This is a genomic window from Microbacterium sp. NPDC097977 (genome assembly GCF_040302605.1).
In the GTDB taxonomy this organism is placed as follows: Bacteria; Actinomycetota; Actinomycetes; order Actinomycetales; family Microbacteriaceae; genus Microbacterium.
This window is the reverse complement of the sequence record NZ_JBEOUR010000001.1, coordinates 18766-39253: the sequence shown is the minus strand read 5'-3', so window position 1 is coordinate 39253 and position 20488 is coordinate 18766. Positions and strand designations below refer to the sequence as shown.

At 68.8% G+C, this 20488-nt stretch carries 21 protein-coding genes; 6 read left to right on the top strand and 15 right to left on the bottom strand.

Annotation, left to right across the window (positions count from 1 at the left end):
- Positions 1 to 39: 39 nt before the first annotated feature.
- The 7 genes from ABTZ43_RS00205 to ABTZ43_RS00175 form a co-directional block, all read right to left on the bottom strand.
- Positions 40 to 909, bottom strand: a complete 870-nt coding sequence (locus ABTZ43_RS00205) for a metal ABC transporter permease (protein WP_350537509.1) — start codon at positions 907 to 909, stop codon at positions 40 to 42.
- A gap of 5 nt (positions 910 to 914) precedes the next feature.
- A complete protein-coding gene (locus tag ABTZ43_RS00200; protein ID WP_253384791.1) occupies positions 915 to 1763 on the bottom strand; it encodes a metal ABC transporter ATP-binding protein in 849 nt (282 codons plus the stop codon).
- A complete protein-coding gene (locus tag ABTZ43_RS00195; RefSeq protein WP_350537463.1) occupies positions 1760 to 2746 on the bottom strand; it encodes a metal ABC transporter solute-binding protein, Zn/Mn family in 987 nt (328 codons plus the stop codon). Before ABTZ43_RS00195 ends, ABTZ43_RS00200 begins: the two co-directional genes overlap by 4 nt.
- Before the next feature lie 180 nt (positions 2747 to 2926).
- Positions 2927 to 4606, bottom strand: coding sequence for a glycoside hydrolase family 13 protein (locus ABTZ43_RS00190; protein ID WP_350537462.1), 1680 nt, complete (start codon positions 4604 to 4606; stop codon positions 2927 to 2929).
- Between the two features lie 45 nt (positions 4607 to 4651).
- A complete protein-coding gene (locus ABTZ43_RS00185) occupies positions 4652 to 5530 on the bottom strand; it encodes a carbohydrate ABC transporter permease (RefSeq protein ID WP_350537461.1) in 879 nt (292 codons plus the stop codon).
- Entirely contained in the window at positions 5530 to 6528 is a 999-nt protein-coding gene (locus ABTZ43_RS00180) for a carbohydrate ABC transporter permease (protein ID WP_350537460.1), read from the bottom strand. The genes ABTZ43_RS00185 and ABTZ43_RS00180 overlap by 1 nt, the downstream gene beginning before the upstream one ends.
- Complete coding sequence (locus tag ABTZ43_RS00175) at positions 6525 to 7868, bottom strand: ABC transporter substrate-binding protein (protein ID WP_350537459.1); 1344 nt, start codon at positions 7866 to 7868, stop codon at positions 6525 to 6527. Before ABTZ43_RS00175 ends, ABTZ43_RS00180 begins: the two co-directional genes overlap by 4 nt.
- A gap of 101 nt (positions 7869 to 7969) precedes the next feature.
- Between ABTZ43_RS00175 and ABTZ43_RS00170 the strand changes: the two genes are divergently transcribed.
- Positions 7970 to 9190: an ROK family protein gene (locus ABTZ43_RS00170; RefSeq protein ID WP_350537458.1), complete on the top strand. Its 1221-nt coding sequence runs from the start codon at positions 7970 to 7972 to the stop codon at positions 9188 to 9190.
- Positions 9191 to 9275: 85 nt separating this feature from the next.
- On the opposite strand, the gene ABTZ43_RS00165 is transcribed toward ABTZ43_RS00170, so the two are convergent.
- The 6 genes from ABTZ43_RS00165 to ABTZ43_RS00140 form a co-directional block, all read right to left on the bottom strand.
- Positions 9276 to 9617 carry a hypothetical protein gene (locus tag ABTZ43_RS00165; RefSeq protein ID WP_149422034.1) on the bottom strand — a complete coding sequence of 114 codons (342 nt, stop codon included), beginning with the start codon at positions 9615 to 9617 and terminating at the stop codon, positions 9276 to 9278.
- A gap of 14 nt (positions 9618 to 9631) precedes the next feature.
- Complete coding sequence (locus tag ABTZ43_RS00160) at positions 9632 to 10303, bottom strand: hypothetical protein (RefSeq protein ID WP_149422033.1); 672 nt, start codon at positions 10301 to 10303, stop codon at positions 9632 to 9634.
- A gap of 346 nt (positions 10304 to 10649) precedes the next feature.
- Positions 10650 to 12005, bottom strand: coding sequence for a dihydrolipoamide acetyltransferase family protein (locus ABTZ43_RS00155; RefSeq protein WP_149422032.1), 1356 nt, complete (start codon positions 12003 to 12005; stop codon positions 10650 to 10652).
- Between the two features lie 25 nt (positions 12006 to 12030).
- Positions 12031 to 12996, bottom strand: coding sequence for an alpha-ketoacid dehydrogenase subunit beta (locus ABTZ43_RS00150; protein WP_045252879.1), 966 nt, complete (start codon positions 12994 to 12996; stop codon positions 12031 to 12033).
- 11 nt (positions 12997 to 13007) lie between these two features.
- Positions 13008 to 14135 (bottom strand): thiamine pyrophosphate-dependent dehydrogenase E1 component subunit alpha, encoded by a 1128-nt coding sequence (locus tag ABTZ43_RS00145; protein ID WP_056414716.1) that lies wholly within the window; start codon positions 14133 to 14135, stop codon positions 13008 to 13010.
- Positions 14136 to 14251: 116 nt separating this feature from the next.
- Positions 14252 to 15319, bottom strand: coding sequence for a histidinol-phosphate transaminase (locus ABTZ43_RS00140; RefSeq protein WP_350537457.1), 1068 nt, complete (start codon positions 15317 to 15319; stop codon positions 14252 to 14254).
- 64 nt (positions 15320 to 15383) lie between these two features.
- Here ABTZ43_RS00140 and ABTZ43_RS00135 point away from each other — a divergent pair, with 64 nt between their 5' ends.
- From ABTZ43_RS00135 to ABTZ43_RS00125, 3 genes are read left to right on the top strand one after another with little or no spacing between them, the layout of a single operon-like run.
- Positions 15384 to 15590: a ribbon-helix-helix protein, CopG family gene (locus ABTZ43_RS00135; protein WP_056414710.1), complete on the top strand. Its 207-nt coding sequence runs from the start codon at positions 15384 to 15386 to the stop codon at positions 15588 to 15590.
- A complete protein-coding gene (locus ABTZ43_RS00130; RefSeq protein ID WP_350537456.1) occupies positions 15587 to 15949 on the top strand; it encodes a type II toxin-antitoxin system death-on-curing family toxin in 363 nt (120 codons plus the stop codon). The genes ABTZ43_RS00135 and ABTZ43_RS00130 overlap by 4 nt, the downstream gene beginning before the upstream one ends.
- Before the next feature lie 34 nt (positions 15950 to 15983).
- Complete coding sequence (locus ABTZ43_RS00125; protein ID WP_045252860.1) at positions 15984 to 16388, top strand: phage holin family protein; 405 nt, start codon at positions 15984 to 15986, stop codon at positions 16386 to 16388.
- 39 nt (positions 16389 to 16427) lie between these two features.
- Here ABTZ43_RS00125 and ABTZ43_RS00120 read toward each other — a convergent pair whose 3' ends face one another.
- Positions 16428 to 17705, bottom strand: a complete 1278-nt coding sequence (locus ABTZ43_RS00120) for a hypothetical protein (protein ID WP_350537455.1) — start codon at positions 17703 to 17705, stop codon at positions 16428 to 16430.
- Positions 17702 to 17968 (bottom strand): hypothetical protein, encoded by a 267-nt coding sequence (locus tag ABTZ43_RS00115; RefSeq protein ID WP_149422027.1) that lies wholly within the window; start codon positions 17966 to 17968, stop codon positions 17702 to 17704. Before ABTZ43_RS00115 ends, ABTZ43_RS00120 begins: the two co-directional genes overlap by 4 nt.
- A 229-nt stretch (positions 17969 to 18197) precedes the next feature.
- Between ABTZ43_RS00115 and ABTZ43_RS00110 the strand changes: the two genes are divergently transcribed.
- Entirely contained in the window at positions 18198 to 18674 is a 477-nt protein-coding gene (locus tag ABTZ43_RS00110) for a low molecular weight protein-tyrosine-phosphatase (RefSeq protein WP_235564158.1), read from the top strand.
- Positions 18671 to 20053 carry an adenylosuccinate lyase gene (gene purB / locus ABTZ43_RS00105; protein ID WP_350537508.1) on the top strand — a complete coding sequence of 461 codons (1383 nt, stop codon included), beginning with the start codon at positions 18671 to 18673 and terminating at the stop codon, positions 20051 to 20053. Before ABTZ43_RS00110 ends, purB begins: the two co-directional genes overlap by 4 nt.
- Positions 20054 to 20488 lie beyond the last annotated feature (435 nt).

Here is a 20488-nt window from a genome sequence, read left to right as displayed (position 1 = left end):
CGATTCTAGGCGCGCCGCCCTTGCCGGGCCCTGGGAGTGTCAGGCGCGCACGCGGCGCACACCGCCGCGAGCGCGCTGGATGATCCAGCACACGACGTAGATCGTGAACGACAGGGTGGTGATGTACGGGCTCACCGGCAGTGTGCCGGCGAGAGCGAGCAGGATGCCGCCGACCGCCGACACGAATCCGAACAGGGCCGCGAGCAGGGGCACGGCCATGGGTCCTGCGGTGAGGCGCATCGCGGCGGCGGCCGGGGTCACCAGCAGCGCCATCACGAGGAGCGCGCCGATGATGTGCACGCTCACGGCCACGATGAGTCCGAGCAGCACCATGAACAGCAGGCTGACGGCACGCGTGGGCACTCCGCGCGCGGCGGCGGATTCGGGATCGAGCGAGTCGAAGCGCAGCGGGTTCCACATCAGCAGCAGCCCCAGCAGCACCACGATGCTGATGCCGAGCAGCCAGCCGAGGTCGGGGCTCGACACCGAGACGATCTGTCCGGTGAGCAGGCTGAAGCGGTTGGCGCTGCGCCCGTCGTAGAGCGAGAGGAAGAGGATGCCGAGGCCGAGGCCGAACGGCATCAGCACGCCGACGATCGAGTTGCGGTCCCTGGCCTTCGCACCGAGCACGCCGATCAGGACGGCGGCCACGAGCGCCCCGCCGAGTGACCCCGCGACCACACTGCCGCCGAACAGCAGCGCCGCGGCGGCTCCGGCGAACGACAGCTCGCTGACCCCGTGCACCGCGAACGCGAGGTCGCGCTGCATCACGAAGACGCCGATGAGTCCGCCGACGATGCCGAGCACGGCACCCGCGATGATCGAGTTCGCGAGCAGGGCGACGAGCTCGCCGTAGTCCTGGAACGAGAAGACGTCGCTCCAGTCGACCGCCGCGACGATGCCGGTCATGACGGTCATGCGGCACCTCCGTGATCGTGGGCGTGGTCGTGGTGGGGCTCGGCGTCGGGCACGCCGACCACGACGAGACGGTCGCCTGCCCGCAGCACGAACACCGGGGTGCCGTAGAGGGCGGTGAGCACACGCGTCTGCAGCACCTCTTCGGGGGTGCCGAGAACGAACCGCCCGCCGGCGATGTACAGGATCCGGTCGACCCTGCCGAGGATCGGGTTGATGTCGTGCGTGACGAAGAGCACGGCCGCGCCGCGCTCCCGGCGCTGCCGATCGATGATGTCGGTGACGGCGACCTGGTTCGCGAGGTCGAGGTTCGACAGCGGCTCGTCGCACAGCAGGAGCGTCGGCTCGTCGGCGAGCGCCTGCCCCACGCGGAGCCGCTGCTGCTCGCCGCCGGAGAGGAGTCCGACGCGCCTGTCGGCGTAGTGCGAGGCGCCGACGGATTCGAGCAGCCGGTCGACCTTCTCCCGGTCGCCCCGATGCGGCACGGGGAAGCCGAATCGGCTGCCCTGCACCCCCAGCGCCACGAGGTCGCGGGCCCGCATGCTCGTGTCGGGGGCGAGCGAGCGCTGCTGCGGGATGTACCCGATGCGCGGATTCCCCTTGCGCACCGGCCCGCCGGCCACCGTGATCTCCCCGGACGAGAGGGGCTGCAGGCCGAGGATCGCCCGCAGCAGTGTGGTCTTGCCCGACCCCGATGGACCGAGCACGGCGATGAACTCGCCCGCCTGCACCGTCAGATCGAGACCCGACCACAGCTCCCGGTCGCCGCGCTGCAGAGCGGCTCCACGCACGTCGAGAACGGGGTCCTGCGTCTCGGCTCCTGCCCGCGCGTCGGCGGCGGCGCTCACGACTGGAGCGCGTCGGCGAGGCTCGTGATCGCGTCACTCATCCACTCAGAGTACGACGATCCGTCGGGGAGCAGCTCCGTGAAGGCCACGACGGGGATCCCGGCGGCGGTCGCGGCGTCCTCGACGCGCTGCGTCTCGGCTCCCCCGGTCTGCGCGTTGGTGAGCAGCGCACGCACGTCTCCGCTCTCGATCACGTTCAGCGTCTCGAGCAGGGTCGCGGGGGCGACGTCGCTGCCCTCCTCGACCGATTCCGCGAAGCCCTCGGGGGTGACGTCGGTGAGCCCGGCGGCCGCGGCGAGGTATCCGGGAACGGGCTCGGTGATGATGACGTTCGCCCCACCGGCCTCGGTCTTCAGCGTCTCGAGGTCGGTCTCGAAGCCTTCGAGGTCGGCGACGATCTTCTTCGCGTTCGCGGTGAAGTCCGCCTCGCCGTCGGGGTCGATCTCGCTCAGCTCGTCGGCGATCGCCTCGACGACGTGGATCATCGTGTGCGGGTCGAACCAGACGTGCTCGTTGAAGCCCTCGATGTGGTCGTGGCCTTCGTGACCCTCTTCGCCATCTGCGTGGTCATGCGCGTCCTCGCCCTCCTCGGCGGAGTGCTCGTGCCCCTCGTTTCCGGGGTAGTCGTGCGAGAACTCGACCGCGGTGACCAGATGCGGGTCGCCGGCATCCTGCAGCAGCGTGTCGATGAAGGCGTCGTAGCCGCCGCCGTTCTCGATGACGAGGTCGGCCTTCTGCACCGTGAGGCGGTCGCGCGCCGAGGCCTCGTACGAGTGCGGATCCTGCGTGACGGACTCGATGATCGAGGTGACGTCGACGCGGTCTCCGCCGATCTGTGCGGCCAGGGAGCCGTAGACGTTGGTGCTCGCCGCCACCGTGACGGTGCCGTCGTCCGCACCGGCCCCCGCGGGGGCGGAGGAGCATCCGGCCAGCGTCAGGGCGGCGACGGATGCGAGGGCGAGGGCGACGAACGGCTTCTTCATGTCGCCCACTCTAGACGCTAATGAGAACCATTATCAAATTGGTGGCGGGCGCATTTCGTCTCGCTGCGCTCGCTCAATGACCGGAGTCCACGGCCACCCCACTCACTCAGCGACCGGGCCCCAGTCGTCGAGTGGGAGCCCGGTCGTTGAGCGAGGAGCGCAGCGACGAGACGAAACGCGTCAGCCGATCAGACCGGACGCGATCCACACCGTCGAATCCGCCGGTACAGCCCCGTCGACGACGGTGCCGAGCACGACATCCGCAGCATCCGTCCCGAGCTCGAACGGCTCCGCCCCGAAGTTCGTCACGACCTGCCAGCCGTTCGGGCGGGCGAAGCGCAGCACGTCGGCGCGCCCGGTCTCGATCCACTCGAGGCTCTCGTCGGTCTGCAGCTCGCGACGCAGCCGCAGGGCCTCGCGGTACAGGGTCAGGGTCGACGACGGGTCGCCGTCCTCGACGTCCACCGCGTACCGGCCGAACCAGTCGGGCTGGGGCAGGTGCGCCTCGCCGGATCCGAATCCGAACGAGGGGCCGGATGCCGTCCACGGCAGCGGCACACGGCATCCGTCTCGCCCGAGACCGTCGAAATCGGCTCCGCGGAAGAACGAGGGGTCCTGTCGCTCGTCCGGACCGATCTCGGCGACCTCCTGCAGACCGAGCTCCTCACCCTGGTAGAGGTATGTGCTGCCGGGCAGACCGAGCAGCAGCAGCGTCGCGGCGTGCGCGCGGCGCAGACCGCCCTCGCGGTCGAGCTGATCGGCGGGGCCGCCGGCGGCGACCCACTCGACGCCCTGCTTCACCCCGGTGCGACCGGCGAGCGGCGCCAGACCGTAGCGGGTCGCGTGCCGGGTCACGTCGTGGTTCGACAGCACCCAGGTGGTCGACGAGCCGGTCTCGCGAGCCTGCGCGAGGTTGTCGGCGATGATCGTGCGGAACTGGGTCGCATCGAAGTCCGCGACGAGCAGGTCGAAGTTGAACGCCTGTCCGAGCCCCTCGGCCGAGGCGTACTTGGCCCGGCGCTCGGGTGTGCTCACCCACGCCTCGGCGACGGCCGTGCGGGGCGGGTCGTACTCGTTGAAGACCCGGCGCCACTCGGCGTACACCTCGTGCACGTCATCGCGGTCGTAGAGCGGGTGGCTGCCGTCGTGCGGCAGGAGCTCGAGCTCGGCGGTGCTCGGCAGCGGTTCGCTGAGGTCCTTCGTGAGCATGTGCGCCACGTCGATGCGGAAGCCGTCGACGCCCCGGTCCGACCAGAACCGCAGGGTCGTCAGGAAGTCCTCCCGCACCTCCGGGTGATCCCAGTTGAGGTCGGGCTGCTCGGGCGCGAAGCTGTGCAGGAACCACTGTCCGTCCTCGACGCGCTCCCAGGCCGATCCGCCGAAGGCGGCGGTCCAGTCCGTCGGGGGCTCGGAGCCGTCGGGCCCGGAGCCCTCGCGGAAGATGTACCGCTCGCGCGCCGCCGAGCCGCGCCCTGCGGCGAGCGCCTCCCGGAACCATTCGTGCAGATCCGACGAGTGGTTCGGCACGATGTCGACGATCACGCGGATGCCGCGCTCGTGCAGCGCCGCGACCATGTCGTCGAAGTCGTCGAGCGTGCCGAGACGCGGGTCGACGTCGCGGTAGTCCGCCACGTCGTATCCGCCGTCGGCGAGGGCCGAGGGGTAGAACGGGCTGAGCCACACGGCGTCGATGCCGAGATCGCGCAGGTAGTCGGCGCGCAAGACGATGCCCGGGATGTCGCCGAGTCCGTCGCCGTTCGCGTCCGCGAAACTGCGGGGGTAGATCTGATACACGGCGGCCTGTCGCCACCATGCTGCCGTCGTGTCGTCGCGGGTCTCGGTGAGAAGCGCATCGGTCATGAGGGGTACTGCTCCTTCGTGTTGCGGTCTGCGGTGGGAGATGCGTCAGCCCTTGACGGCGCCCTGCGTGACGCCCTCCATGACGAAGCGCTGCGTGAACAGGTACGCCAGGATCGCCGGGGCCATCGCCATCAGGTACGAGGCGAACGACACGTTGTAGTTGTTGCTGAACTGGGTCTGGAACAGGTTCTGCCGCACGGGCAGGGTCTGCATCGCGGGATCGGAGATGATCAGCGACGGCATCATGAAGTCGTTCCAGGCGTACAGGAACGCGAAGATCCCGACGGTCGCGCTCATCGGTGCGAGCAGCGGGAAGATCAGCTGCCAGAACGTCTGCCACGTCGTCGCGCCGTCGATGCGCGCACTCTCCTCGAGCTCGAGCGGGATCGACCGCAGGAATGCGGTGAACAGCAGCACGCTGAAGCTCAGCTGGAACATCGTCGCGAGGATGATCACGCCGAACGGGTTGTCGAGTCCGACCCATCCGGTGAGCTGGATCTGCGGCAGCGCGACCACGGGGAACGGGATGAACATCGCGGCCAGCAGGTAGAAGAACGACCAGCGGAACAGGCAGTGGTCCCAGTTGCGGACGATCGCGTAGGACGCGAAGGCCGCGAGGATGATCGTCGCGATGACCGTTCCGGCCGTGACCAGCAGCGAGATGCCGGCGCCGACCGGGAACTTCGTGAGGTTCCACGCCTCGACGAAGCCGTCGATGCTGAACGGAGCCGGCAGTGAGAAGGCGTTGCCGTCGACTGCCTGACCGGTGGTCTTGAAGGCCATCGAGATGGTCACGTACAGCGGCAGCAGAACCGTGACCGCGCACAGGATCAGGATGATCGTGCCCGACCAGTTGACGCGCTCCATACGGATGCGCGGCTTCTTTCCCGAGGTGGGGATGGTGGTGAGTGTCTGCGTCGACATCAGAGTGCGTTCCTTCCGCGGGTCAGCGACAGCTGCAGCAGGGAGATGAGCACGGCGACGATGAAGAAGATCGTCGCGTTCGCCATCTGGTAGGCGTAGTCGCCGCCGTTGAAGCCCGCGATGATCGTCATCGCGACGCTGCGGGTGGACGTGCCGGGTCCGCCGTTGGTGAGTCCGACGATGATGTCGTAGGCGTTCAGGAAGCCCTTGAAGCCGAGGATCACGTTGATCACCACGTAGCCGGCGACGAGCGGCAGCGTGATGCGGAGCAGCTGCTGCGTCTTGTTCGCCCCGTCGATGCTCGCGGCCTCATACACCTCGCCCGGCACCGAGAGGAGCCCCGCGATGTAGATCAGCAGCGTGCCCGGTACGGCCTGCCAGGCGGTCACGATGACGATCGCGACCCAGGCGAGATCCGGATTGGCGAGCAGGCTGGTCGACAGCCACGGGATGCCTGTGGCGGCGCCCGCGGCCGGGATGGAGTTGGAGAAGAGGAAGTTGAAGACGTAGGCGATGATGATGCCCGAGATCACCATGGGGATCACGAAGATCGTGCGAAGACCCGTCTTGAAGCGGATGCGGGAGGTCAGCCCCACCGCCAGCAGGAACGCGATCACGTTGACGACGATCACCGTCGCGATCGAGAAGCCGAACGTGAACAGGTAGCTCTGCAGGATGGCCGGGTCGCTGAAGATCGCGATGTAGTTGGTCAGCCCGTTGAAGCTCCACTCTCCGATGCCGATCGAGTCGGTGAAGCTGAAGAAGATCCCCATGACGCCGGGCACCGTGATCGCGAGCGTGAAGAGCACCAGCGTCGGCAGCAGGAACAGGTAGTAGATCGGCTCGACCTTGCGAGTGCGGCGCCCGAGCTTGCGGGTGCCGCCCGTGACGATCGCCGTGGTGTCGGTCGTCGCGCTGTTCGGCCTGGTGAGGTTCGACGCGGCGGGAGTCGCCGCGGGATTCGGGAGAGCGGGATTCGGGAGAGCGGTGTTCGTCATGGCGTGGACTCCTCTGTCTCGCCGGATGCGGAGTCCTCACCGGAGGCGTTGTCCTGGGTCGACGGGATCGGAGCGCGGAACGCGATCCTCGCCCAGTCGGCATCCATGGTGCGCAACGTGGAGGTCGGGGACGCGCCGAGCACCATGGCCTGCGCGTAGTTGAAGACCGGAAGGGTCTTGGGCACGAGCACCGACGGACCCTGATAGATCTGGCCGTTCTGGTAGTACTCGACCATGCCCGCGACGCGCGGGTCGTCGGGAGCCGGAGCATCGTTCGTGGGGGTGAACCCGAGCTGCGAGGCGTTGTACTCCTCGATGTGCTCGGGCAGGAACAGGTACTCGAGGAAGTCGCGGGCGGCCTCCTGGTGGCGCGATCCCTCGGGGATCATCGCGGCGAGGTCCATGTTGACGCGCACGCCGAGGTCGGCGGGGTCGTCGGTCATCGGCAGCGGGAACGTGCCGAGGTCGAGGTCGGGTGCGGTCTTCTCGATCTCGCTGAACGCCCACGGCCCCTGCAGATACATCGCGGCCTCGCCCTTGCCGAAGGCGAGGTTGCCGTCGCCGTAGCCTCGGCTCGCGGCATCCGCGTTCGTGTAGTCCTTCACCAGCGTCATCATGCGGTCCATGGGCTCGGCGAAGTCCTTCTCGAACGAGGCCTGGGAGTCGGGGCCGACCTCGGCGCCCTCCTGCGCGAGCGTGTCGAAGAAGTCGATCACGTCGACCGAGCCGCCGGCGGTGTAGTCGTACCAGCCCTGGGCGACCGTCCAGTCGTCCTTGAAGGTGGCGTAGAACGGATCGATGCCCGCCTCCTTCAACCGGTCGCAGACCGCGACGAGCTCGTCCCACGTCTGCGGGACCTCGAGGCCCTGCTGCGCGAAGATCTCCTTGTTGTAGATCACGGAGGCGCCCATCACCGAGTAGGGCAGGGCGCTCGTGCGCCCCTCGCACGACCCGTACTGCTCCATCAGGGGCTGCAGGTCGTCGCGGATGGTCGAGGCGGCGTCGGTGCCCGACAGATCGGTGAGCGCACAGCGCTGCACGAAGCGGGCGATCTCGTAGTTGTAGTTGGCGAGCATGATGTCGGGCGGGTTGCCCCGCACGAAGCTGGCCGAGACGACGTCGACACCCGAGGTGTCGATCTCGACGCGGACGTCGTCCTGCGAGGAGTTGTACTGCGCCACGAGCTCGGTCATGAACTCGATCGCCTCCCGCTTGCTGAAGGTGAAGCGGATGGTCTCGGTTCCGCCGGCCGTCGAGCAGCCGGTGAGGGCGGCCCCGACCAGGGCGAGAGCGGCCGCACCGGCGACGATCTGCGCCGGGCGTGGTGGTTTCACAGACACCGTTGTCCTTTCGTGCTGTAGATACGCAGACTAAATCTAGTGAGCGAATTTACTTCGATGAACGGTACTGTCTCATGTGAACGAGAGTGAGGTCAAGACCCGTGACAGAAGTATCCGCAGGTCTGGGCACCGGACGAGCCAGTGTCGGCGCGATCCTCGACTTCGCGTGGACCGCCGGCGAGTTCACCGCGAGTGAGGCGATGGCGACCACCACGCTGACCCGCTCGACCGCGATCGACGCGATCGACACCCTCGTCGACGCCGCCGTGCTGCGGGAACTCCCCAACGCACGGGTGGCCGGGAGCTACCGCGCGGGGCGCCCCGCGCGGCGCTTCGTGCTGGCATCCGACCTCGGCGTCGTCATCGGGGTGGATGCCGGAGACACCCACCTCGCGGTCACGATCTCGGATCCGCTCGAGCGCACCCTCGTGCACCACCGCACCGACCTCGATCCGACGCAGTCGGCGGCTGCGCGGCGCGCGACGATCCTGGATCAGATGGCGCACGCGCTCGCCGAGGCCGACGTCTCGCGCGAGGCGGTGCTCGCGATCTGCGTCGGCGTCGCCGCGCCGGTGAACAGGGCCGGCATCTCACCGCCGCACCCCGAGGGCTTCTGGGAGCGCACCAACCCGGGGCTCGCCGACGCTCTCGACGAGTGGGCTCCCGTCGTCGAGATCAAGAACGACGCGCAGCTCGCCGCGATCGCCGAGGGATCCGCGGGGGCCGCGATCGGATGCCGCGACTACGTCGCCCTGCTCGCGAGCGAACGGTTCGGCGGGGGCGTGGTCGTGGACGGCCACGTGCTGCACGGCGCCCACGGCGGCGTCGGCGAGGGCGTCGTGTTCGACCACATCATCGGAGTCGGGTCGGCCTTCGGTCTGCGATACGCCCTGCAGGACGAGGTGCGCGCGGGGGTCGAGAGCGGCGAGATCTCGTCGGAATCGGCGATCGGTCGGCTCGCGGGCGCGGAGCGCATCGATCCGCGGACCGTGTTGACCGCGGCATCCGCCGGTGATGCCGATGCGCTGCTCGCGACGTCGCGGGTCGGCGCGACCCTCGCCCGCGTCGTCGGCGTGCTCGGCAGCATGTACGACCCGGCGCGCGTGATCATCTGCGGAGGGGTCGCCGAGAGCATCGAGCCCGTGCTCGCCGCCGCACGCGAGGTGCTGCCGGCCCAGCTGCACCTGCCGGCCCCCGAGATCCTCGCCTCCACGCTCGGCGCCGAGGTCGTGTCGATCGGCGCCGTCGCGACCGCGCGGATGGCCGCCCGCGAGGTGGCCGTGCCCGTGCTGGCGGAACGACGCCTCAGCGCGGTCGGCTAAGTCCGCGGGTCTCGGGCAGCGAGAAGGGTGGCGGTGCCGGATGTCTCGAGCACTGCCACCCTCGTCGATGCCGACGCTTTCGCGACTAGGTCGCAGAGACCCATCTGACTCCCGCGGCGTTCGCCGTGTAGCGGCGCACCGCATCCGTCTCGATCTCTTCGATGAACGGGACGATCACCTGCCACAGCGCCCAGTGCTCGGCCGAACCCGGCTCTCCGTCGTCTTCGCCGTCATCGAGCACGGGGACCTGGGCTGCGAACCCGAAGCGGGCCGCGTTCTCGTCTGAGACGAGTACTTCCAGCACCGCGCCGCGAGCGGCGACGGACAGCAGCTGCAGCCTCGCCGGAATCAGCGCAGTTCCGTGGGCGGTGTCCCACGTGCTGCGGACCGCGCGGACGAGTGCGTCGTCGGATGTGTCGGGTTCCATGACAGGGCCTTTCCTCAGCTGGCGACGTTGATCACCCATTGGGGGCACACGGTGACGCCCATGCAGTATGCCGTGATGAGGCCCTTCTGGTAGTTGTCGCTCATGCGGGTGTTCTCGACGACCACCTTGACGGCCATGGTGCGCTTCGGGGTGCAGGAGCCCAACCAGCACTCCCATTCAATCGCGTCCGTCACGTAGATGATGGCGCTGCCCTGAATCACACGGCCCCCGTCGGGGCGAGGGAACTTCGTGGTCTTCTGGATCATGTTCAGGTTCACGTGATGCTTGTTCTGAACCTTCGTCAGACCCCAGGTGGTGCCATTTCCCGCGCGCGCGACTGTCGACTTCGCGATCTTGTCTGTCCACCTCGAGACGATCCGATACGCAGGATCCGCTGCGGCGGCCGCCGCCAGATCCTCAGGCGATGCCGGCGCCATCTGCGAGGTATCGGGCGCCGCAGAGCGTGACCGCGACGACGCGTCGAACGAGTCGGCCCGCGTGACCTGAGCCTCGACATCAGCCTGCGCGGCTGTGCCTTCTGCACCCGTCGGCACGTAGCCGAAAGTGGTGAAGGAGGTCGGGTCGTCCGCAGCGTCCGCAGCGTGCGCGGCTGACGGCACGAGAAGTGCGCCCACCATCACCACAGTCGCGACCAGTGCAGACCGGAACCGCCTCTTCGTCGTCATACGTCATCCTTCGCTCGATGGATCGGCTGTCCCGCTCACTATAGGAATCGGCGAGCGCCACGTATGTCACCCTTTCGGGGGACACACGGCGGCCCTTTCGGACTGGCGAGCACTTCCTGACACACCTCATTCCGTCCCCGTAAAACGGTCGCGGCACGGGCGAGCCCAGGGTGAGCAGGCACGCGTCGGCGCAGCATCCTGACAACTCGAGAACAGAGCCTGAGGCCCCATGGGGCCCTCGTCGCTTTCACACTGCCCGGGGTCACGTGTCGACTTACCAATCCAGAAGATCAGCCCCTCCCCCTGAAGTGCTCTCAGCCGATGCACTGTTGCGGGCCGGCTCACATCACTCCACGAGCAGTGCGGGCTCCTCGAGCACGGAGGCCACGTCGGCGATGAAGCGGCTCATGCCGTCGCCGTCGATCACGCGGTGGTCGAAGGATCCGGCAACCGTGGTGACCCAACGGGGACGCACCTCGCCGTCGACGACCCACGGCTTCTGGCTGATCGTGCCCATGGCCACGATTCCCGCCTCGCCGGGGTTGATGATGGGCGTGCCGGCATCCATCCCGAACACACCGATGTTGGTGATCGTGATCGTGCCGCCCTGCTGGTCGGCGGGGCTGGTCTTGCCCTCGCGCGCCGTCAGGGTGAGGCGGTTCAGGGCCCGGGCGAGGTCCTTCATGCTGAGGTCCTGTGCGTCCTTGATGTTCGGCACGAGCAGGCCACGGGGGGTGGCCGCCGCGATGCCGAGATTCACGTAGTGGCGCACCGAGATCTCGGCCCCGCCCTCGGTCTCCACCCAGGCCGCGTTCACCATCGGGGTGCGGCGGGCCGCCCAGATGACCGCGCGAGCCATGATGAGCAGCGGCGAGACGCGGATGTCGGCGTAATCGGGCGAGGCCTTGAGGCGCTTGACGAGCTCCATCGTGCGGCTCGCGTCGATCTCCTTCCACACGGTCACGTGCGGGGCGGAGTAGGCGCTCTGCACCATCGCCGACGAGGTGGCCTTGCGCACGCCCTTGACCGGGATCGACTCGGTGCGGTCGTCGGACGCGGTCGCTGCCGGAGCGGCCGGCGACAGACCCCGGGCGAGGCCCGAGGGTGCGCTCTGCGGCGCGGGCACCGTCTCCTCGCGCACGGCACCCCACTCGGGCGTCTCGATGTTGCGGAACACACTGGCCTGCTGGGCGTGGGTGACCACGTCGTCGCGGGTGACCTCGCCGTCGGCGCCGGTCGGCGTGACCGTCGTGAGGTCGACGCCGAGGTCGCGGGCGAGCTTGCGGATCGGAGGCTTCGCGATCACGCCGACGGACGAGCGCACCGGACGCTCAGCCGGACGCTTGCGACGAGACGTCGCGCCGCCGCCGGTGCCGTAGCCGACGAGGACCGACCCGCCGCCCTCTTCGGGCGCGGGCGCCTCGGCGGTCGCGACCACGCCGGGACCGGCGTCGTCGCGGGCATCCGTCACGAAGGTGATGATCGGGGCGCCGACCTCGACCGTCTCGCCCTCGGCTGCGAGCAGCTCGCCGACGACGCCGGCATGCGGCGAGGGCAGCTCGACGAGCGACTTGGCCGTCTCGATCTCGCAGATAACGTCGTTGATGGCGACCGTGTCACCGGGTGCGACCTTCCACGTCACGATCTCGGCCTCGGTCAGCCCCTCGCCGACATCGGGAAGGGTGAAGTTCTGCGTGCTCATGAGCGGTCCTTTCGGAACGGCGAGATCAGTAGGCCAGCGAGCGGTCGACGGCCTCGAGGATGCGGTCGGCATCCGGGAGGTAGGTGCCCTCGAGCTTCGCGGGTGGGAACGGGGTGTCGTACCCCGAGACGCGCAGCACCGGTGCCTCGAGGGCGTAGAAGGCGCGCTCCATGACGGTCGCCGCCACCTCGCTGCCGATGCTGGTGAAGCCCGGCGCCTCCTGCGCGTAGACCATGCGACCGGTCTTGCGCACCGAGTTGAGGATGGGCTCGTAGTCGATGGGCGACAGCGAGCGGACGTCGACGACCTCGCAGCTGGTGCCCTCGGACTCGGCGAGCGCCGCCGCCTGCAGCAGGGTCGTGACCATGGCGCCATGACCGACGAGGGTCACGTCGGAGCCGGTGCGCACCACGCGCGACGAGTGCAGTGGCGCCGCGGATCCGGCGAGGTCGACCTCGCCCTTGGGCCAGTAGCGGCTCTTGGGCTCCATGAAGATCACCGGATCGTTCGACGCGATGGCCTCCTGGATCATCCAGTACGCGTCGTTCGGGGTCGACGGCGACACCACGCGCAGACCCGGGGTGTGCGCGAAGTAGGCCTCGGGGCTCTCCTGGTGGTGCTCGACGGCACCGATGTGCCCGCCGTACGGGATGCGGATCACGATGGGCAGGCTGAGGTTCCCCTCGTGACGGTTGGTGAGCTTCGCCAGCTGCGTCGTGATCTGGTCGAACGCCGGGAACACGAATCCGTCGAACTGGATCTCGATCACCGGACGGAACCCGACCATCGCGAGTCCGATCGCGGTGCCCACGATCCCGGACTCGGCGAGGGGCGTGTCGAGCACGCGCTGCTCGCCGAAGTCGCGCTGCAGGTGCTCGGTGACGCGGAACACGCCGCCGAGCTTGCCGATGTCCTCGCCCATGAGCAGGACCTTGGGGTCATCCTCCATCGCCTTGCGCAGCCCGGCGTTGAGCGCCTTGCTGAACGGCATCGTCTCGAGGGTCACTTGCCGTCTCCTTCGAACGATGCCTCGTACCTCTTGTGCCAGGCCTTCTGCTCCGCGATGAGCGGATGCGGATCGCTGTACACGTGGTCGAAGATCTTGTCAGCCGTCGGGGCGCCGAGCTCGACGCTCCGGGCGCGCAGGTCCTCTGCCGCGTCGGCCGCCTCGGCCTCGACGTCGGCGAAGAACTGCGCCGATGCTCCCCGGTTCTCGAGGAAGGCGCGCATCCGGTCGATCGGGTCGCGCAGGGCCCAGGACTGCTCCTCGTCCGAACCGCGGTACTTGGTGGGGTCGTCGCTGGTGGTGTGCGCACCGAGCCGGTAGGTGACGGCTTCGATCGCCCGGGGTCCGGCCCCGCCCCGCGCCTCGTCGAGGGCGATGCGGGACACCGCGTAGCTCGCGAGCACGTCGTTGCCGTCGACCCGGATGCTGGGAATGCCGTAGCCGGCGCTGCGCTCGACGAGCGGCACGCGCGACTGCGTCGACACGGGCACCGAGATCGCCCAGTGATTGTTCTGCAGGAAGAAGACGGTCGGCGCCTGGTAGCTGGCGGCGAAGACCATGGCTTCGTGCACATCGCCCTGGCTCGATGCCCCATCGCCGTAGTAAACGATGACGGCCTCGTCTCGCTCGGGGTCCCCGGTGCCGGAGCGACCGTCGAAGTTCAGTCCCATCGCGTACCCGGTCGCGTGCAGCACCTGCGAGCCGAGCACGAGCGTGTACAGCCGGGTGTTGCCGTTCTTGGGATCCGTGGGGTCCCATCCGCCGTGCGAGACACCGCGCATGAGCTTGATGATGTCGACGGGGTCGACGCCGCGGATGCGGGTGACCGCGTGCTCCCGGTACGACGGGAAGATCGTGTCCTGCGCACGCGCGGCGCGGGCGGATCCGACCTGTGCGGCCTCCTGCCCCCGGCTCGGCGGCCACAGGGCGAGCTGGCCCTGACGCTGCAGGTTCGTCGCCTGGGTGTCGATCGCGCGGATGGCGACCATGTCGCTGTAGAACTGCTCGAGCTCGGCGTCGCTGATCGCCTCGATCAACGGCAGATAGCGCTCGGCGGCCGGGCTGGGCGTGAAGCGACCGTCCTGATCGAGGACGCGGACGAGTTCAGTCTCTGGCGAGGTCACGGTCCCACGCTACCGGCGTGCGCATGCGTGGTCACGCATACCTAGGACGTCCTCGCATCTGCCGGGAAACCGGAGAACAGGCGGTCTCGGCGCGCCCCGCCGATCTCGAGGCGAGGTCAGCGGAGGCGGGCGGCGACCTCGAGAACGCGGTCGACCGAGGCCTCCTCGCCCACGGAGATGCGGATGCCGTCGCCGGGGAACGGACGCACGATCAGGTCGGCCGCGACGAACGCGGCCGCCACCGACTCGGTGCGCTCCCCGGTGGGGAGCCAGATGAAGTTCGCCTGGGTGTCCGGGACGTCCCAGCCCTGCGCGCGCAGCCCCTCGAGCAGGCGGGTGCGTCGCTCGACGATCACGGCGACCCGTTCGAAGAGCTCGGCCTCGGCATCGAGGCTCGCGATCGCCGCGTTCTCCGCCGCCGACGTGACGGAGAGCGGGATGCCCGTCGTCCGGGCCGCGTCGAGCACCTTCTCGTTGCCGATCGCGTACCCGATGCGCAGACCCGCGAGCCCGTATGCCTTCGAGAACGTGCGCAGCACGACCACGTTCGGATGCCGCTCGAACACCCGCTCCTCGAGTCCGTCGACCGCATCCGGTGCCGTCACGAACTCGGCGTAGGCCTCGTCGAGGACGATCAGCACGTCGGTCGGCACGCGCTCGACGAAGGTCGCGAACTCGTCGCTGGTGATGATCGGCCCGGTCGGGTTGTTCGGCGTGCAGAGGATGATCGCCCGGGTGCGGTCGGTGACGGCGTCCGCCATCGCGTCGAGATCGTGACGCGACTCCGCGGTCAGCGGCACCGGCACCCCGGTCGCCCCGGCGACCAGCGGCAGGCTCGGGTAGGCCTCGAAGGAGCGCCATGCGTAGATGACCTCGTCGTCCACGGAGGCGGTGGCGAGGATGAGCTGGTGGAGGATCGACACGCTCCCGGCTGCGACGTGCACCTGGTCGGGCTCGACCGCATACCGCGCGCCGAGCCGCTCGCGCAGCCGCGTGGCCGTGGCGTCGGGATAGCGGTTGATCGGCGTGGTGTGCTGCAGCGCGGCGGCGACCGAGGGGAGCGGCTCGAACGGGTTCTCGTTGCTCGACAGCTTGTACGCGTCGGGGCCCGCCTGCTTGCCCTGTCGATACGGCGCGAGGGCGGCGATGGCGGGACGGATGCGCGGCAGGATCGGGTCGGTCACAAGGATGAGTCTAAGGATCCCCCAGGCCCTGGCGACCACTTTCCCGAGGTAGTACCATTTTGGTATGGCGATGACGGTGAGACTTCCCGAGGAACTCGATGCCCAGCTGAACGCGCTCGCCGAGCGCCGACACACGTCCAAGCACGCGCTGCTCATCGAGGCCGCAGATCGTTTTCTCCGCGAGGAGGTCACCACCGAACAGGCCGTGACTATCGCACGTGATGTCGCCGATCGGTACTCGGAGCTGATGAAGAAGCTGGAAGACGCGTGACCCGTTACCTCGAGCTTCCGCAGGCGGTCGGGATTCTCGAGGCACTCGGCTTCCATGTCCGGGACATCGGCCTGCTGTCGTCGGCGCTCTCGCGCCCGGGGAGCTCGATGTTCGGTGTGGAGGCGTACGCGGGACTCGAGCTCAAGGCGGCGTCGCTGCTTTCATCGCTGAGCCAGAATCACCCCCTCTTCGACGGCAACAAGCGGTTCGCCTGGATCATGACCATGACCTTCTTGGAGCTCAACGGGATGATCATCGACATGGATCTCGAGACGGCGTTCGATCTGATCCTGCGAACCGCCCAGAGTTCCGCGTCACTCGACGAGATCGCGGACTCGCTTCGGGCACACATCCGCTGACTTCTCGCGCCACGCATGGAAGACTGGCCTCACCATGCGCTTCATCATCCGAGTCGTCGTCAACGCGTTCGCCCTCTGGGTCGTCACGCTGATCCCCGCCCTGCAGGTGCAGATCCGAGCGTTCGCGCCCGGCGAGACCCTGCAGCTCGTGCTGACCCTTCTCGCGGTCGCCGCCATCTTCGCGCTGGTCAACACGATCATCGGCACCGTCGTCAAGATCGTCGCGTTCCCGCTGTACATCCTGACCCTGGGGCTCATCGGCTTCGTCATCAACGGCTTCCTGCTGTGGCTCACCGCCTGGATCACGAGCGGCTTCGGCTGGGGCCTGACGGTCGGCAGCTTCTGGTGGGGTGTGCTCGCCGCGCTGATCATCTCGCTGATCAACGGAGTGTTCGGCTTCATCCTGCGCCCGCAGAGCAAGAAGCAGCGCCGCGACTGAGCGGCGGACAGCGACTGAGTGACGGACACGACCGGCCGGTCACTGCACCCGCTCCGCGTGGTACTCGGTGCGTTCGATGATCTCGGCGTCGGAGAGTTCCTTCCAGAAGCCGTCGAGGGCCTCCACCCTCGGGTCTCCCGAGGCATCCGCCATCTCCGCGGTCTCGGTGTAGGAGTGCAGCAGATGGGTGTCGACCCAGATGTCCTCGATCGTGTCGAGCGGATCCCCCTCCCGCGAGAGGATGACGCTGTCGGGTGACCCCGTGCCCTCGGGCGAACCGCCGCCGGCCAGCGCCGACACCGGGTCATCGGTGTGCCGCAGCTGCACGAGGGTCTGGTCGGGGTCGAGCGTGGGTTCGACCGGGCTCCCCGCCGTGATCTGCACCTGCACGTCGAACTCGCTCTCCATGGACAGATGCCCGGTGACCATGCCGGACTGGGAGTGGGCGACGACGTCGACCTCGTCGCCGGCCTCCGCGCCCGCGGCGGCGAGGGCGTCGAGGGTCGCCTGATACGACGCGGAGCGCTTGTTCGTGTACAGCTCGGCGTTGGACTTGAGGTCCCAGGGCTCGCGGCCGCCCCAGCCGACGCTCTGCGTGCCCTTCAGGTAGGCGACGTAGCGGGTGCGTCCGTCGGCATAGGAGTACTTCTCCACCGCCACCTGCGCTCCCTCGGCGGTGGGCATGCGGCGGAAGGCCGCGGCCAGACCGGTGGGGCCGCTCGACGGCGACGAGGTCTTCACGGGGGCGACGGACACCCGATCGGCCGTGCCGGAGAGCGTCTCGCCCGGCAGCACCTTGCCGAACCCCGAGAACACGCCCACCAGCGCCGCCAGTCCGAAGACGTCGCCGTACAGCGCCGGCAGCACCGGGTTGCCGACCAGCCCGTCGAATCGTCGCGTGCGCCAGTCGGCCTCGAGCTGAACGACCATCGCGCGGATGCGGTCGTCCGACGCGCCGAGCCGTTCCGCCCGGAGTCTCAGCCGATCGGCCACCGCAGGATCCGTCCGTGCGAGCATCTCGGCCTCGGCCCGCAGCTCGACGTACTCGTAGACATCCGCCATGAGCAGCGTGCTCGACACGGCTTCGCGGCATTCCTCCGTCAGCGACGACACGTGCTGGACGGCGCCCCACAGCGCGATCGTGTCGACGTACGCGCTGAACCCCGGTGTGTCGACGATGATCCGCTGCGCACTGTCGAGCGCGACCCGCGCAGCGTCGATGCGCGAGGCGACCCGGTCGAGGCGACCAGCGGCCTCGCGCAGCACCTCGGGATCGATGGAGATCACCCCGCCGTGATCGATCGTCAGCCCGCTCATGCCGCATCGATCCGGGCGACCTCGGCCTCGCGATCGCGGGCGCCCGCCGCCTCTGCGCCCACGCGCCGGGCGATGTCGGCCAGCGTCTCGCGCAACGCCGTCACCCCGCCGGAGTGCCATCGGGTGTCGACGGCGAGACCGCGCAGGGCCGCCGCGGCGTCGTCGAGCGCGTCGATCGCGGCGCGGATCTCGCGGGCGGCCCGCGCCTTGGCCCATGCGGCATCTGCCGAGCTCGTCGGTGCGAGTGCGTAGGAGGAATGCATGCGGCCAGCATCCGCGATCCGGGGGTGCCCGCAGGCCGCGGAATCCCCGATTTCCCGGCCGCGGTGAGCAGTCGGGCGGCGAACGAGAACGGTGCAGAGGGCGTCGAGACCGCCGGAGTGGCACGCGGGCGTCGCGCGGATCGACGACGAGCGGCAGAATAGGACGGTGACATCCCCGGATCCCTTCCGCGTGATCTTCGTGTGCACGGGGAACATCTGCCGCTCTCCGATGGCCGAGGTCGTCTTCCGCGATCTCGCGGAACGCCAGGGCCTCGGCTCGCGGATCATCTCGCGCAGCGCGGGTACGGGAGACTGGCACCTCGGCGAGCGGGCAGACCACCGCACGCTCGACGCCCTCGCCCGACGGGGGTACGACGGCTCGCAGCATCGGGCGAAGCAGTTCACCTTCGCCTCGTTCGCGGACAACGATCTGGTGGTCGCGCTCGACCGCACCCACGAACGGAACCTGCGCGAATGGGCGCGGGACGAAGACGAAGAGGGCAAGGTCACGCTGCTGCTCGGCTTCGACCCCGGCGCCGTCACCCACGACGTGCCCGATCCGTACTACGCGGGCCCCGAGATGTTCGATTCCGTGCTCGGTATGATTGAGACGGCGACCCGTGGCCTGTTCCGCCAGCTCGAGCCGGCCATCCGTCGGCCCCGCACGCCCCCCTCGCCAGGGGCCCTATCAGGAGGACTCCCCTGACTTTCCAGCCTTCGCTCCCGCCCCAGCCCCTGAGCCCCCTCGACGGTCGCTATCGCGGCGCCGTCACCGGACTCGCCGACTTCCTCTCGGAGGCGGGCCTGAACCGCGCCAGGGTCGAGGTCGAGGTCGAGTGGCTGATCGCTCTCACCGACCGCTCGCTGTTCGAGACGAGCCCGCTGTCGGATGCCGACAAGGAGCGCCTGCGCGCCCTGTACCGCGACTTCGGCCAGGCCGAGATCGACTGGCTCGCGGAGAAGGAGGCCGTCACGCAGCACGATGTGAAGGCCATCGAGTACCTCGTGCGCGACCGCCTGAGCGCACTCGGACTCGACCGGATCGCCGAGCTCACGCACTTCGCCTGCACCAGCGAGGACATCAACTCCGCCTCGTATGCCCTGACCGTCAAGCGCGCGGTCGAGGAGGTCTGGCTGCCCGGCCTCGACGTCGTGATCGCGAAGCTGCGCGAGCTGGCGGCCGAGCACGCCGACGCCCCGATGCTGTCCCGCACCCACGGGCAGCCGGCCACGCCGTCGACGATGGGCAAGGAGATCGCCGTCTTCGCGTGGCGCCTCGAGCGCGTGCGCGCGCAGATCGCGGCATCCGACTACCTCGCCAAGTTCTCGGGGGCGACGGGCACCTGGTCCGCCCACCTGTCGGCCGACCCCGACGCGGATTGGCCCACGATCTCCCGCGAGTACATCGAGGGCCTCGGACTCGGCTTCAATCTGCTCACCACGCAGATCGAATCCCACGACTGGCAGGTCGAGCTGTACGACCGGATCCGTCATGCCGGCGGCATCCTGCACAACCTCGCGACCGACATCTGGACGTACATCTCGCTCGGCTACTTCGCGCAGATCCCCGTCGCCGGCGCGACCGGATCGTCGACCATGCCGCACAAGATCAACCCGATCCGCTTCGAGAACGCCGAGGCGAACCTCGAGATCTCGGGCGCCCTGCTCGCGTCCCTCGGGCAGACGCTGGTGACCAGCCGCCTGCAGCGCGACCTCACGGACTCGACCACCCAGCGCAACATCGGTGTGGCCTTCGGGCACTCGCTGCTCGCGATCGACAACCTGCGCCGGGGCCTGAACGCGATCTCGCTGTCGCGCGATGTCCTGCTCGCCGACCTCGACGTGAACTGGGAGGTCCTCGCCGAGGCGATCCAGACCGTCATCCGCGCCGAGGTCGTCGCCGGCCGCTCGTCGATCACCGACCCCTACGCCCTGCTCAAGGAGCTGACCCGCGGCCACCGCGTCGGTGCGGCGGATCTCGCGGAGTTCGTCGAGAAGCTCGAGATCGGGGATGCCGCGAAGCAGCGCCTGCTCGCACTCACCCCCGCGACCTACACGGGGATCGCCGAGCAGCTCGCCACGTAGTCTGCGCGCTCGGTGCGGGTGGATCAGCGCATCCCTCCGCGTCTTCCGCGCGGGCGACAGCGCGTCGCGCGCTCTGTGCGGGGTCGAAAACGCATCGCGCGATCTGTGCGGGGTCAATTGCGCACCGCGCGATCTGTGCGGGGTCAATAACGCATCGCGCTCCAGGCGGAATCGGATGCACAAGTGACCCCGCACCGATCAGGGATGCACAAGTGACCCCGCACCGATCAGGGATGCACAAGTGACCCCGCACCGATCAGGGATGCACAAGTGACCCCGCACCGATCCTGACGGGACGTGAGCGGGTCGCATCCGACCGCACCAGGCGGGGTCAATAATGCACCCCGCACCCCAGGCGGGGTCAATAACGCATCGCGCGCTCCAGGCGGGGTCAATTACGCTCCGCAACGGGCCGAATCGGATGCACAAGTGACC